Here is a 14,133-nt window from a genome sequence, read left to right as displayed (position 1 = left end):
CGCATGAAACGATTCCTCTCCCTCCTGCCGGTGATGGCGGCTTTGGCGCTGGCCGGTTGCCATAAGCCCGCGCCCAAATCGACCGAGGCGCAGAACGCCCGCGCCGTGCGGGTGGTGACGCTTGCCAACGTGCCGATCTCCGGCGCCCTGGCGGCGTCCGGCGACCTGCTGCCGCGTGAAGAGGCCGCCGTGCTGCCGGAAGTCACCGGCTATCGGGTCTCCAAGGTGCTGGTCGACGTCGGAGACACGGTGAAACAGGGCCAGACCCTGGTCACCCTCGACCCGGCGCTGATCCAGGCCCAGCTCGCCCAGGCCGAGGCCGTCGCCTCCCAGGCCCAGGTGCAGGCCCTGCAGGCCACCGACCAGGCCAACCGCGTGAAGGACCTCGACAACGCCGGCGTGATCTCTCAGGAGGCGATCGACCAGCGCCGCTTCCAGGCCCGCGCCGCCCAGGCCACCGCCAACGCCCAGGCCGCCGCCCTGAAGGACCTGCGCACGCGGGTCGGCAAGCTGTCGGTCACGGCCCCGGTCTCGGGCCTGATCCTGGAGCGCACCGTGCGCCCCGGCGACATGTCTGCGACCGGCGCGGCCACGCCCTGGTTCCGGCTGGCGCGCGACAGCGAGGTCGAACTCGCCGCCCAGTTGTCCGAAGACGATCTGGCGAAGATCCGTCCCGGCATGCACGCCGAGGTCACCCTGCCGAGCGGCGCGGTGGTGCAGGGCGTGGTCCGCCTGGTCAGCCCGCAGATCGACAATTCCAGCAAGCTGGGCGTCGTGCGCATCCACCTGCCCGTCAGCCGCGACATCCGCGCCGGCGGCTATGGCCGCGCGGTGTTCAGCGAGGTCTCCGGCGCGGCGCTCGCCGCGCCTGAGACGGCGGTGCGCTATGACGCCGACGGCGCCAGCGTGATGGTCATCGGCCCGGACAACCGGGTGAAGCACTTCCCGGTCCAGACCGGGCAGCGCGGCGGCGGCTATGTCCAGCTGATCAAGGGCCCGCCCGTGGGCGCTCACATCGTGCAGAACGCCGCCGCCTTCCTGCTGGACGGCGACCTGGTGAAGCCGACCACCGCCGCGGATCCGCCGGGCTCCTTCGCCGCGCCAGGCAAGGCCGCGGGCAAATGAGCGAGTCCCAGGGCCGCCACTTCGCGATCTCCGCCTGGGCGATCCGCAACCCGGTTCCGGTCGCGGTGCTGTTCCTCGGCCTGATCATGGCCGGGCTGATTTCCTACATCGGTCTGCCGATCAAGCAGTACCCGAACATCGAATTGCCGGTGATCGCGGTGACGGTGACCCAGAACGGCGCCGATCCCGGCGAGATGGAGACCCAGATCACCCGGCCTGTGGAAGACGCCGTGGCCGGCGTCAGCGGGATCAAGAACATCCAATCCACGGTCACCGACGGCGTGTCGACGACCTCGATGGAGTTCGAGATCGGCGAGGACCTCCAGAAGAAGACCGACGAGATCCGCACCAAGATGGCGTCGGCGCGGGCCATCCTGCCGCGCGACATCGACGAGCCGATCATCCAGCGCATCGAAATCGATTCCGCCGCGCCGATCCTGACCTACGCAGTCTCCGCGCCGACCATGACCGACGACGAGGTCTCCTGGTTCATCGACGACACGGTGGCGCGGACCCTGCAGGCCGCCAACGGCGTCTCGCAGATCAACCGCGTCGGCGGGGTCAGCCGCGAGATCAACGTGGTGATCAACCCCGACCGCCTGGCCGCCCGCGGCCTGACGGCGACCCAGGTGAACACCGCCCTGCGCGGCTTCGTCACCGATTCACCCGGCGGCCGGGTGAACATCGGCGGCCGCGAGCAGACCCTGCGCGTCTATTCCAACCCAGCCTCGGTCGCCCAGATCCGCGACATGACCATTCCGACCGGCTCCGGGCGCTTCGTGAAGCTTTCCGACGTTGCGGACGTGGGCGACGGGGCGTCGGAGGTGCGCGGATTCGCGCGCCTGGACGGCCGCCCGGTGGTGGGCTTCCAGGTTTCCAAGACCAAGGAAGCCTCCGACGTGGTGACCGAGGACGCCGTCGAAAAGGCCATCGTCGAACTGGGGAAGAAACATCCGGAGGTGAAGGTCACGAAGATCTTCTCCTCGGTGACCAACACCCGCTCCGGCTTCCACGCCACCCAGCACGTGTTGGGCGAAGGCATGTTCCTGGCCGCCCTGGTGGTGCTGTTCTTCCTGCGCGACTGGCGGGCGACGGCGATCACCGCCGTGGCCATGCCGATCTCGCTGATCCCCACCTTCTTCGTGATGAAGCTCGCCGGGTTCTCGCTGAACATGGTGACGCTGCTGGCGCTCACCCTGGTGATCGGCATCCTGGTCGACGACGCCATCGTCGAGATCGAGAACATCGAGAAACGGGTCGCCCGGGGCCTGCGGCCCTACCAGGCCGCCATGGAAGGCGCCGACGCCATCGGCCTGGCCGTGGTGGCGACCACCATGGCGATCGTGGTGGTGTTCACGCCGGTCAGCTTCATGCCGGGAATCCCAGGCCAGTTCTTCAAGGAGTTCGGCCTGACCGTCTCAGTCGCGGTGCTGTTCTCCCTGGCCGTCGCCCGCCTCGTGACGCCGCTGATGGCCGCCTATCTGCTGCGGGCCAATGTGACGCCGCATGAGCGCAAGCCCTTCAAGGGGTTCTACCGGAACGTCCTGGAATGGGCGCTCGCCCATCGGATCGTCGCGGCATTCATGGGCTTTGTGCTGTTCGTGCTGTCGCTGATGCTGTTCCCCTTGCTGCCCCAGGGATTCCAGCCGGCCGGCGACCCGGACTTCCTCTACGTCGACATCCAGGGTCCGCCCGGCGGCTCGGTGGCCGACATGGAAGACACCGCGCGGCGCATCAACGACGTCTTCATGGGGCAACCGGAAGTCACCGGGGTGTTCATCCAGATCGGCTCCAACGCCAGCGCCTCCTTCGGCCCGAACTCGGGCGGCGGCGGCGGCGGAGACCTGCGCAGCGGCACGGCGACGATCCTGCTGAAGACCGATCATCGGCCGCCGGGCGACGTGATCAAGAACCGGCTGCGCGACAGGCTGCGCGCCATTCCCGATGCGCGTCTGACCTTCCTGGACTTCCAGGGCGCCGCCGGCTTCCAGCAGATCCTGACCGGCGACAATCCGGAGAACCTGACCCGCGCGGCCCACGAGCTGGAGCGCGAGATGCGCAAGCTGCCGGAGCTGGCCGACCCGCACCCCTCCAAGCCGCCCGAGGCCCCGCAGATCGTCATCCGGCCAAAGACCGAGGAGGCCGCGCGGCTGGGCGTCTCATCCGACACCATCGCGACCATCGTGCGGGTGGCCACGGTCGGCGACATCGACGCCAACGTGGCCAAGTTCAACGAAGGAGAGCGCCGGATCCCGATCCGCGTGCGCCTGCCGCAGGATGCGCGCGCCAACATCCAGCGTGTCGCCAACCTGCGTGTGCCCACGGCCAGCGGCGGGACCACGACGCTGTCCAGCGTGGCCGATATCGGCTTCCAGGCCGGACCGGCGCGCATCGATCGCCTGAACCGCGAGCGCCAGCTCACCGAGCGGGCCGAGCTCAATGGCGTCGAGATGGGCCAGGCGCAGAAGGCGGTGAACAACCTGCCGATCATGAAACACCTGCCCAGCGGCGTGCGGCCGGCCGCCGTCGGCAACCAGCAGGCCATGGCCGAGCTGTTCGGCGGCTTCCTCGCCGCCTTCGCGGCCGCCGTCTTCCTGATGTACGCGGTGCTGGTCCTGCTGTTCCGGAGCTTCTTCAAGCCGATCATCATCCTGACGGCTCTGCCGCTTTCGTTCGGCGGCGCGTTCTTCGGCCTGCTGCTCTTCAACCTGTCGCTGTCGATCCCCTCGCTCATCGGCTTCCTGATGCTGATGGGGCTGGCGGCGAAGAACTCCATCCTGCTGGTGGAGTACGCCATCGAGCGGGAACGCGAGGGCCTGAGCCAGCACGACGCGATCCTCGAGGCCTGCCGCGAGCGGGCGCGGCCGATCATCATGACGACGGTGGCCATGGCCGCCGGCATGCTGCCGACGGCCTTCGCCCTGGAGAAGGGGTCCGAGTTCCGCCAGCCGATGGCCGTGGCGGTGATCGGCGGCCTGATCACGTCGACCATGCTGTCGCTCGTGCTGGTGCCGGTGGTCTATCGCTTCGTCGACGACTTCGAGCAGTGGCTGCGGCCCAAGCTCGCCAGGCTGGTCACGCCGCGCGAGCCGATCGGCGTCCCCGCGCCCGAGGACCGGCTCTAGACCGGTCCCGGCGGTGCGCGGGCGTCGCGGGCCCGGCGGATGCGGGCGCCCAGGGCGAGCGGCTGGTTCAGCGCCTTGCGGTATTCGTCGCGCTTCTCGTGGATCGAGGCGATCACCAGGCCCATGGGCACGCCCAGGTCGACCAGCAGGCTCTCGGAAAGCTGCAGGCTGGCTTCGATGGTCTCGGGCACCGCATCGGTGACGCCGAGCGCATAGAGCCGCCCCGCATGGCGCGCATCGCGGGCCCGGGCGACGATCATCAGGTCGGGGCGCAGCTCGCGGGCCGAGGCCACCACCGCTTCCGCACCGTCCGGGCTGTCCATGGTGACCACCAGGGCCGGGGCGGTGTCCAGGCCGCAGCGGCGCAACAGCTCCGGCCGTGAGGCGTCGCCGAAGTAGATGGTCATGTTCTCGCGGCGGGCGGCGTCCACCAGGCGGGTGTCGCGCTCGATGGCGGTCCAGGCCACGGCGTGATGGGTCAGCATCTCGCCGATCAGCCGGCCGACCCGGCCGAAGCCGACGATCAGGACACGGGTGTCGGAGCCTCGCGGCAGGGATGGCGGCTGGTGCTCGACCGGCGCGGCGGCCGCGGCGCCCTGGCCGATCCGCGCGCCCAGCGCCGTCAGGGCGGGGATGGCGAACATGGTCAGGGTGACGGCGGTCAGCGAAGCCTGGCCCGTGCCTTCGGGGAAGAGGCCCGCGCCGCTCGCCTGATTGACCACGATGAAGGCGAACTCGCCGCCGGCCGCCAGCGCCAGGCCGGCCTCCAGCGCGCTGCGCGGCTTCAGCCGGAAGAGGCGGGATAGCACGGCGACCGAGCCGGTCTTGAGGATCAGCAGACCCGCGGCGATGCCCAGCACCAGCAAGGGCTGACGGAACAGCAGCGTCAGGTCCAGGCCGATCCCCATGGAGAGGAAGAAGAGGCCGAGCAGCAGGCCCTTGAAGGGCTCCACCGTGACCTCGACCTCGTGGCGGTACTCGGTCTCGGCCAGTAGCAGGCCGGCGATGAAGGCGCCCAGGCCCATGGAGAGGCCGGTGGCTGCGGCCACCAGGCCTGCGCCGATCACCACCAGCAGACTCGCGGCGACGAACAGCTCCGGGCTCCGGGCCTTGGCCACCGAGCGCATCATCGGGCGCAGCAGGAGGCGGCCCGCGGCCGCCAGCACCAGGAGGCCGCCGACCCGCGGGGCCAGCGCCCACAGCACCTCCGGGCCCAGTCCGTTCGCGCCGCTGCCGATGACGCTGAGGCCGACCAGCAGGGGCGCCACCGCGATGTCCTGGAACAGCAGCACGGAGAAGACCGCGCGTCCGGCCGACGACTGCAGCCGCTTCTTCTCGGCCAGGGCCGGCATGGCGACGGCGGTGGAGGAAAGCGCCAAGGCGAGGCCCAGGATCGCGGCCACCAGGGGCTGCAGATGCAGGACGGCGATCCCGCCCGCCGCCAGCAGGGCCGCGCCGACCACCACCTGCAGGCCGCCCAGGCCGAAGACCAGCCGGCGCATGGCGCGCAGCCGCTCCCAGGACAGCTCCAGGCCGATGGTGAACAGCAGGAAGACCACGCCGAACTCGGCGAGCTGGGCCACTTCCGCGGGCTTGCCCACGGTGAAGGCCCCGATCCACGGCGCGCGGGCCGCGAGCGCACCCAGGCCTTCGGGGCCGAGCACGACGCCCGCGCCCAGGAACCCCAGGATCGGCGAGATCTTCAGCCGCGTGAACAGCGGCACCACGATGCCGGCCGTCGCCAGGAAGAGGACGAGGTCCTTGTAGTCGCCGGGCGAGACGCCGTGGGCTTCGGTCATGCCCAATTGGTGCGGGAGGACGAAGGCCGCCGCAAGGCCGCGCTTCGGCTCTAGATCTCGCCGCGCAGCACCTGGGCGAACAGTTCGGGATCGACGTTGCCGCCGGAGAGCACGACGCCGACCGTCTTGCCCCTGGCCTCAACCTTGCTGGTAAGCAAGGCGGTGAGCCCGGCGATGCCGCCCGGCTCGACCACCAGCTTCAAAGTCGAGAAGGCGTAGCGCATGGCCTCGGCGACCTCGGCGTTGGTGACGTCGACGGCGCCGGCCAGGTTCCTCTGCAGCATGGGGAAGTTGATCACGCCCGGGCAGTGGCTCTCCAGCGCATCGCAGATGGAGCGTGTGGTGGGATGGATCTCGATCCGCTCGCCGGCCCGCAGCGACAGGGCCATGTCGTCGAAGCCGGTGGGCTCGACGCCCCAGATCTCGGCCTTGGGCGTGAGCGTCTTGATGGCCTCGGAGACCCCGGCGATCAGGCCGCCGCCGCTCGCGGGACTGACCACGACGTCGAACTCCGCGCCGACGGCCTTGGCCTGGGCGACCATCTCCAAGCCCGCTGTGCCTTGGCCCGCGATGATGTGCGGGTCGTCGAAGGCCGGGACGATGACTGCGCCGCGGGTCTCGGCGATCTCGGCGGCGATGGCCTCGCGGCTTTCCGTCAGCCGGTTGTAGAGTTTCACCTCGGCGCCGTAGCCGCGGGTGTTGGCGACCTTCATGGCCGGCGCATCGGCCGGCATGACGATCAGCGCCGGCATGCCGAGCAGCTTGGCGGCGAGCGCCACGCCCTGGGCGTGGTTGCCGGAGGAGAAGGCCACGACGCCGGCCTTGCGCTCTTCCATGTTGAGCTGGACCAGCCGGTTGTAGGCGCCGCGGAACTTGAAGGCGCCGACCCGCTGCAGGGTCTCGAGCTTCAGCAGCACACGACCGCCGAGGCGTTCGTTCAGCGCCGGGCTCTCCACCAGGGGCGTCTCGACGGCGACGCCTTTGATGCGGGCGGCGGCGGCCTGGATATCGGCGAAGGTCACGGTCACGGGCTTGTCAGTCACGGAAACACTCATTTCGCGAACACCATGGCGTCGTCGGCGAAGGCCTTGAACTCCAGCGCGTTGCCGGAGGGATCGAGGAAGAACATGGTCGACTGCTCCCCGGCCTCGCCCTTGAAGCGGGTGTGCGGCTCGATGACGAAGGTCGTCCCGGCGGCGGTCAGCCGCTCGGCGAGCGCATCCCAGGCGGCGGGCTCCAGGATCGCGCCGAAGTGGCGGACCGGCACCTGGTGGCCATCGACGGCGTTGGTGGCTTTGTGGCCAACCTCGCTAGGCGATAGGTGGGTCACGATCTGGTGGCCGTTGAAATCGAAATCGACCCATTCGTCGCTGGAGCGGCCTTCGGGACAGCCCAGCAGGCCGCCGTAGAAGGCGCGGGCCTCGGCGAGATCGCGGACCGGGAAGGCGAGGTGGAAGCGCGGAATGTCCATGCGCGCCTGATAGCGCGACGCGACGTCTTAGTCAGGCGCCTCGATTGTCCTGAAAGGCCGCGAAGCGGCGATTTCCTATTTTTGACACCAAGACCACCAAGGACACGAAGATCACGAAGATGCCCGGCCTGGCGGGGCGCCGCGGCTCACTCCGCCCCTTCGTGGTCTTCGTGTCCTTGGTGGTCTTGGTGTTGAAAGACTGAACCTCCGCTTTCGCGGAGTCTCGGAAGACTCGCCGATTGCGGCTTGAGACGATGGCCGGTCTCGTCTACACACCCGCCGCGCCCGGTTCGCCGGGGCCGCGACAACTGATCCGCGCCATCCGCCGAGCCCCTGTCGAAGGGCGGCTGGTCTTCTCCGGCAGGGAGAGGGATCGTATCCAAATGGCCAATGTCACCGTGATCGGCGCCCAGTGGGGCGACGAGGGCAAGGGCAAGCTCGTCGACTGGTTGTCGAACCGCGCTGACGTCGTGGTGCGCTTCCAGGGCGGCCACAACGCGGGCCACACCCTGGTGGTCGGCAATCAGGTCTACAAGCTGAGCCTGCTGCCCTCCGGCGTCGTGCAGGGCAAGCTGTCGGTGATCGGCAACGGCGTGGTGGTCGATCCCTGGCACCTGCTGGAAGAGATCGCCAAGATCGGCGCCCAGGGGATCGCGATCACCCCGGACCTCCTGGTCTTGGCCGACAACGCCTGCCTGATCCTGCCGCTGCACCGCGACCTGGACCAGGCGCGCGAGGCCGCGGCGACCAACAAGATCGGCACCACCGGGCGTGGCATCGGCCCGGCCTATGAGGACAAGGTCGGCCGCCGCGCGATCCGCGTCGCCGACCTCGCCGACCGCGAGGCCCTGGAAGCCAAGATCGACCGCCTGCTGGCCCACCACGCGCCGCTGCGTCGGGGGCTGGGCCTGCCGGAGGCGGACGGCGCGGCGCTGCTGGCCGAACTGGAGCGCCTCGCGCCGCTGATCCTGCCCTTCGCCAAGCCTGCGTGGCTGCTGCTGGGCGACCTGGTGAAGTCCGGCAAGCGGGTGCTGTTCGAGGGCGCGCAAGGCGCCCTGCTGGACGTCGATCACGGCACCTATCCTTACGTGACCTCGTCCAACACCGTGGCCGGTCAGGCGGCGGCGGGCTCGGGCCTGGGGCCGAAGGGGCCGGGCTATGTGCTGGGGATCGTCAAGGCCTACACCACCCGGGTCGGCGAGGGCCCGTTCCCGACCGAGCTGTTCGACGACGTCGGCCAGCACCTGGGGACGGTGGGCAAGGAGTTCGGCACGGTGACCGGCCGCTCGCGCCGCTGCGGCTGGTTCGACGCGGCCCTGGTGCGCCAATCGGTCGCCCTGAACGGGATCAGCGGCATCGCACTGACCAAGCTCGACGTGCTGGACGGCCTGCCGACGCTGAAGATCTGCACCGGCTACAGGCTGGGCGATCAGACCTACAGCTACCTGCCCGCCGGCCTGAAGGCGCAGAGCCAGCTGACCCCTGTCTACGAAGAGATGGAGGGCTGGAGCGAGACCACCCAGGGCGCGCGGTCGTGGCGCGACCTGCCGGCCAGTGCGGTGAAATATGTGCGGCGGATCGAAGAGCTGATCGGCGCGCCGGTGGCGCTGCTTTCCACCAGCCCGCAGCGCGACGACACCATCCTGATGCGGGACCCGTTCCAGGATTAGTTTCAGCGGCTTAAGCCTAGTTGAACATGGTTATCGTCAATCCGTTCTTTACGGTCGCGGATTTAGGGTCGGCGAAGCAGCCGGAGCCCTCCCTTGTTCAACGCGGACGCCAAGATCGTGCAGCGGATGGTCCCGCTGATGCAGCGGGTGATGATCGTGGACCCGCAGCCGGCGAGCGCGCGGCTGATCGGCGAACTGATGCGCGATATCGCCGGCTCGCAGATCTGGGTGGCTGAGACCAACGAAAAGGCCATCCGCCTGGCTGGCAGCTACGATCCGTACATCATCTTCGCCGAGATGGGGCCCGGCGGCGTCGACGGCATCGCCTTCACCCGCGCACTGCGCCGCAGCAACCTATCGGCCCGCTATGCGCCGGTGATCATGGTCACCGGCCAGGCCACCGCGGCCGGCATCCTGAGCGCCCGCGACGCCGGCGTGCACGAGTTCCTGCGCAAGCCCTTCACGATGAAGGACCTGCTGCGCCGACTGGAGGCGGTGACGCTTCGGCAGCGCGACTGGGTGGAGGCCGTGGACTACATCGGCCCCGACCGCCGCCGGTTCAACTCGGGCGACTATCAGGGCTCGCTGAAGCGCCGTTCCGACGCGCGCGAGACGCCCGACAGCGAACGTCTGGCCCAGGCGCTGAAGATCCTGCGCTCGGCCCTCGCCGCGGTGGCGTCCGACCCCGTTCAGGCCATGCGCTCCATGCAGGCCCAGGTCGTCGACCTGCGCAAATGCGGCATGAGCGTCGCCGACCTGAAGCTGACCACCGCGGCCATCGATTTCGGCCGGGTGCTCGACGAGGTCGAGAAGAAGGGCGCGCCTTACAACCAGGCCCTGCTCACCGAAAAGGCCGCGACGCTGCTGGCCTACATGCCGAAGGACGAGGCGGTCGCGGCCTGAGGGCTGCGCGCGCCGTTGACGCGGCGCCGGCCTCAGCTATCCCTGCGAGCCAGTCGAGCTGGGGGATGCCGGTATGTCGTTTGTCAAAGCCTTCGCGCGCGGGAGCGCGCTTGCCGCCATAGTGCTGGCCGCGCCGGCCTTCGCCCAGCAGGCGATGGACCCCACCTTCGCTGAGCACCAGAAGGCCTGGACCACCAAGCCGGAGTTCTCGAGTCCCCTGGTCGACCACCTGCCGGCGGCGGCGACGGTGCCTAGCCCGCGCGACGTGCTGGGCCACGACATCGGCGCGCCGCGGGTGCTCGACCACTACGACGCGATCCTGAAGTACTACCGCGCGCTGGCCGCCAAATCGCCGCGGGTGAAGATCGTCGAGACCGGCAAGACCGAGGAGGGCCGGCCCACGGTGGTGGTGCTGATCTCGTCGGACGAGAACATGGCCGGCGTCGAGGCCAACCGGAAGAACCTCGCGCGCCTCGCCGATCCGCGTGGCCTCTCCGAGGCCGACGCCAGGGCGATCATCGCCAAGACCAAGCCGATGTACGTCGCCCTGGGCGGCCTGCACTCGGCCGAGACCGGTCCCCCGGAAATGCTGATGGAGCTGGCCTACCGCCTCGTCACCGAGGACAGCCCGCTGATCCAGCAGATCCGCAACAACGTCATCGTCGGCATCAATCCGGCCACCGATCCCGACGGCCGCGACCGTTACACGGACTGGTACTACCGCAACAAGATCGACGACACCGACGACCTGAACGCGGTGCCGGGCGCGCCCTACTGGGGCAAGTACATCTTCCACGACAACAACCGGGACATCAATTACACCGGCCTTAGTGCGCGGAATCTGCTGGATTTTTACCTGGCCTGGCATCCGCCGGTGATGCACGACCTGCACGAGTCCGTGCCCTTCCTCTACACCTTCTCCGGCCAGGCGCCGCAGAACCCGAGCCTCGACCCGATCCTGTTCGGCGAGATGCCCTGGATCGCCAACTTCGAGATGGCGCAGCTCACCAAGTACGGCATGCCGGGGGTGTGGACCCACGGCTACGTGGACGAGTGGTCGCCGGGCTACGTGGGCTTCATGTCCACCAACCACAACGGCCTCTTCAAGATGTACGAGACCTTCGGCAACGGCGGGGCGACGACCGAGCTGCGGCACGTGAAGCCGGTGGATGGCCCCGGCGAAGACCTGCACATGGGCGATCAGACCACCCGCGATTGGTTCCGGCCGGACCCGCCCTACAAGGTCGTCGAATGGTCGATGCGCAACAACACCAACTACATGGAGACCGGCGTGCTGACCGGCCTGTCGGCGGTGGCGTCGAACCCGCAGCTGATCGTCGAGAACTTCTACCAGAAGAGCCGCAATTCCATCGAGGCGGGCAAGAAGGACGCGCCCTACGCCTTCCTGATCCCGGGCGACCAGCCGGACATGACGCGGGCCGCCCTGGTGGTGAACCTCCTGCGGATGCAGGGGATCGAGGTCGGCCGGACGACGGCGGACGTCACGCTCAAGGAGGGCAAGTTCCCGGCAGGGTCGTTCATCGTCAAACGCGACCAGCCCTATGGCCGCCTGGCGAAGATCCTGCTGGAGAAGCAGACCTTCCCCGACAACAAGCTCAAGACCTATGACGACAGCGCCTGGACCATGGGGATGATGGCCCATGTGAAGGTCACGCCGAGCGCCGACCTGAAGGCCCTCGATGTGGCCACGACGCCGGTCGATGTCGACAAGCCGCAGGGTTCGATCGGGGCGGCGGGCGCGTCCGCCTATGCCGTGATCGACCACGGCTCGATCAACCTGGCGACCCTGCGCTACCGGCTGAAGGGCGAGGGCGTGCGGATCGCTGAGTCGTCGTTCAAGGCCGGCGACGTGACCGTGCCGGCCGGCTCCTTCCTGGTCGACGGCAAGGCCTACGACAAGCTGAAGGCCGCGGTGGTTCCGCTGGGCCTGACGGCGGTGGCGCTGACCGACAAGCCGACCGTGGCCAGCCATGAGGCGGCCCTCCCGCGTCTGGCGGTCTATTCCACCTGGGGTTCGACCCAGAACGTCGGCTGGGTGCGCTACGCCTTCGATCAGTACGAGACGCCCTACGACCTGATCTTCAAGGACGAGGTGAAGAAGGGCGGCTTGCGCGCGAGGTACGACGTGATCGTGGTCCCGAGCCAGGGGCGCTCGTCGAAGAACTTCGTCTTCGACTTGCCCATGAACGGCAAGCCGCTGCCCTACACCAAGACCGCCGAATTCCCGACGCAGGGGGCCTACGGCTCTTCGCCCGACATCCGCGGCGGCCTGGGCCTGACCGGCCTGGAAGAGCTGCGCAAGTTCGTGGCCGACGGCGGGACCCTGATCACGCTGGGCGACTCCAGCGTCGTGCCGGCCGACTTCGGGATCACCCCGCAGGTCGAGGTGCGCCGGCCGGGCGCGACGTTCTACGCCCCGGGCCCCATCGTGACGGCGAAGATCCTGAAGCCCGCCAATCCGATCTTCTACGGCTACACCGAGCCCACGACGACGGTACGCTGGGCCTCGGCCTCGCTCCTGTCCCTGCCGGTCCGCGAGCAGCAGAACGTGCTGATGAGCTTCCCCGGCGGCGACAAGGCCGTGCAGAGCGGGCTGATGGTCGGCGCCTCCGACGTGAAGGACCGCCCGGCCATCGTCGACCTGCCGGTGGGCTCCGGCCAGGTGCTCATGTTCATGACCAACCCGATCTACCGCTGGCAGAACTTCGGTGAGTACCGGATGCTCTACAACGCCCTGTTCTCTTACAAGGACCTGCGCACCGGCCTGGGCGGCCCGCCGGTCATCCCCGACCCCAACGCCAAGGACGACGAGAAGAAGCCGGAGGAGCCGGAGAGGAAGGCGGAGGGCTGACCTTTGAGACGCCGCGGCAGCGGCGGCTCAGTCTTTCAACACCAAGACCACCAAGGACACGAAGACCACGAAGATGCCCAGCCTGGCTCAGCGCCCCAGCCTCATCGGCGCCTTCGTGATCTTCGTGTCCTTGGTGGTCTTGGTGTCTAAACAGGAAGGCGCCGCTCCGCGGCCTTTCAGAATGGCCGCCCAGCCCCTGGCAAAAAGAAAGCCGCCTTTCGGCGGCCTTCTCTCGTCCTGAGATTTAGCTGAGCCCTACGCGTCGACCAGGTTGCGGTCCAACGCGGCGGCTTTCATGGATTTCTGCAGCTTCTCGAAGGCGCGGACCTCGATCTGGCGGACGCGCTCGCGGCTGACGCCGTATTGCGAGGCGAGGTCTTCCAGGGTCGTGGGTTCGTCCTTCAGGCGCCGCTCGGTCAGGATGTGACGCTCGCGGTCGGAAAGCTCGGTCATGGCCTCTTCGAGGAGGCCCATGCGCAGCGACTTCTCCTGAGTGTCGGCGACCACGGTTTCCTGGCTGGGCGTGGTGTCGTCCACCAGCCAGTCCTGCCACTCGCTCTCGCTGTCGGCGCGCATCGGCGAGTTCAGAGAGGCGTCGCCGCCGCTCAGCCGCCGGTTCATCGAGATCACTTCCTCGTTCAGCACGCCCAGCTTGGTGGCGATGGTCGAGACCTGATCGGGATGCAGGTCGCCCTCCTGCAGGGCCGAGATCTCGCTCTTGGCCTTCCGCAGGTTGAAGAACAGCTTCTTCTGGGCGGCGGTGGTGCCCATCTTCACCAGGGACCACGAGCGCAGGATGTATTCCTGGATCGAGGCGCGGATCCACCACATGGCGTAGGTGGCCAGGCGGAAACCCTTGTCCGGCTCGAACTTCTTGACCGCCTGCATCAGGCCGACGTTGCCCTCGGAGATCACCTCGCCCAGCGGCAGGCCGTAGCCGCGGTAGCCCATGGCGATCTTGGCCACCAGGCGCAGGTGCGAGGTGACCATCTTGTGCGCGGCTTCGGGGTCCTGGTGTTCCTTCCAGCGCTTGGCGAGCATGAACTCCTCGTCCTTGGCCAGCATCGGGAACTTGCGGATCTCGGTCAGGTACCGAGACAGGCCCCCTTCGGGCGAAATGACAGCAAGCGCGTTCGTAGCCATGGCCCGGTCTCCCCGGCGGTTCTCG

Annotated in this window: 9 protein-coding genes; 5 read left to right on the top strand and 4 right to left on the bottom strand. The window is 68.6% G+C overall.

The window, feature by feature from the left end; translation table 11 throughout:
- Positions 1–3 precede the first annotated feature (3 nt).
- Together VHS75_RS15515 and VHS75_RS15510 are read left to right on the top strand one after the other, a co-directional pair.
- Positions 4–1,125 carry an efflux RND transporter periplasmic adaptor subunit gene (locus VHS75_RS15515; protein WP_329639516.1) on the top strand — a complete coding sequence of 374 codons (1,122 nt, stop codon included), beginning with the start codon at positions 4–6 and terminating at the stop codon, positions 1,123–1,125.
- Complete coding sequence (locus VHS75_RS15510; protein WP_329639515.1) at positions 1,122–4,250, top strand: efflux RND transporter permease subunit; 3,129 nt, start codon at positions 1,122–1,124, stop codon at positions 4,248–4,250. Before VHS75_RS15515 ends, VHS75_RS15510 begins: the two co-directional genes overlap by 4 nt.
- Here the strand turns inward: VHS75_RS15510 and VHS75_RS15505 are convergent.
- Genes VHS75_RS15505 through VHS75_RS15495 form a run of 3 tightly spaced genes read right to left on the bottom strand, consistent with a single transcriptional unit; the run spans position 4,247 to position 7,520 of the window.
- Positions 4,247–6,049: a cation:proton antiporter gene (locus VHS75_RS15505; protein WP_329639514.1), complete on the bottom strand. Its 1,803-nt coding sequence runs from the start codon at positions 6,047–6,049 to the stop codon at positions 4,247–4,249. The two genes, VHS75_RS15510 and VHS75_RS15505, sit on opposite strands and share 4 nt — an antisense overlap.
- A gap of 50 nt (positions 6,050–6,099) precedes the next feature.
- On the bottom strand, positions 6,100–7,077 hold the full coding sequence (locus tag VHS75_RS15500; RefSeq protein ID WP_329639545.1) for a threonine/serine dehydratase: 978 nt from the start codon (positions 7,075–7,077) through the stop codon (positions 6,100–6,102).
- A gap of 23 nt (positions 7,078–7,100) precedes the next feature.
- Complete coding sequence (locus VHS75_RS15495) at positions 7,101–7,520, bottom strand: VOC family protein (protein WP_329639513.1); 420 nt, start codon at positions 7,518–7,520, stop codon at positions 7,101–7,103.
- A 383-nt stretch (positions 7,521–7,903) separates the two neighbouring features.
- Here VHS75_RS15495 and VHS75_RS15490 point away from each other — a divergent pair, with 383 nt between their 5' ends.
- The 3 genes from VHS75_RS15490 (at position 7,904) to VHS75_RS15480 (ending at position 12,965) form a co-directional block, all read left to right on the top strand.
- Positions 7,904–9,190 (top strand): adenylosuccinate synthase, encoded by a 1,287-nt coding sequence (locus VHS75_RS15490; RefSeq protein ID WP_329639512.1) that lies wholly within the window; start codon positions 7,904–7,906, stop codon positions 9,188–9,190.
- Between the two features lie 93 nt (positions 9,191–9,283).
- Positions 9,284–10,093: a response regulator gene (locus VHS75_RS15485; protein WP_329639511.1), complete on the top strand. Its 810-nt coding sequence runs from the start codon at positions 9,284–9,286 to the stop codon at positions 10,091–10,093.
- Between the two features lie 73 nt (positions 10,094–10,166).
- Positions 10,167–12,965, top strand: a complete 2,799-nt coding sequence (locus VHS75_RS15480; protein WP_329639510.1) for a M14 family zinc carboxypeptidase — start codon at positions 10,167–10,169, stop codon at positions 12,963–12,965.
- 255 nt (positions 12,966–13,220) lie between these two features.
- On the opposite strand, the gene rpoH is transcribed toward VHS75_RS15480, so the two are convergent.
- Positions 13,221–14,108, bottom strand: a complete 888-nt coding sequence (rpoH, locus tag VHS75_RS15475; protein WP_329639544.1) for an RNA polymerase sigma factor RpoH — start codon at positions 14,106–14,108, stop codon at positions 13,221–13,223.
- Positions 14,109–14,133: the final 25 nt, after the last annotated feature.

Origin of the sequence: Phenylobacterium sp. (genome assembly GCF_036264965.1) — a bacterium.
In the GTDB taxonomy this organism is placed as follows: domain Bacteria; phylum Pseudomonadota; class Alphaproteobacteria; order Caulobacterales; family Caulobacteraceae; genus Phenylobacterium.
The sequence above is the reverse complement of the archived record's forward strand: the minus strand, read 5'-3'. Positions and strand labels throughout refer to the sequence as shown.

Excerpts from the sequence above, each read along its gene's own strand:
- VHS75_RS15515 (WP_329639516.1), top strand. The coding sequence starts at position 4 with ATGAAACGATTCCTCTCCCTCCTGCCGGTGATGGCGGCTTTGGCGCTG.
- VHS75_RS15510 (WP_329639515.1), top strand. The coding sequence starts at position 1,122 with ATGAGCGAGTCCCAGGGCCGCCACTTCGCGATCTCCGCCTGGGCGATC.
- VHS75_RS15505 (WP_329639514.1), bottom strand. The coding sequence starts at position 6,049 with ATGACCGAAGCCCACGGCGTCTCGCCCGGCGACTACAAGGACCTCGTC.
- VHS75_RS15495 (WP_329639513.1), bottom strand. The coding sequence starts at position 7,520 with ATGGACATTCCGCGCTTCCACCTCGCCTTCCCGGTCCGCGATCTCGCC.
- VHS75_RS15490 (WP_329639512.1), top strand. The coding sequence starts at position 7,904 with ATGGCCAATGTCACCGTGATCGGCGCCCAGTGGGGCGACGAGGGCAAG.
- VHS75_RS15480 (WP_329639510.1), top strand. The coding sequence starts at position 10,167 with ATGTCGTTTGTCAAAGCCTTCGCGCGCGGGAGCGCGCTTGCCGCCATA.
- rpoH (WP_329639544.1), bottom strand. The coding sequence starts at position 14,108 with ATGGCTACGAACGCGCTTGCTGTCATTTCGCCCGAAGGGGGCCTGTCT.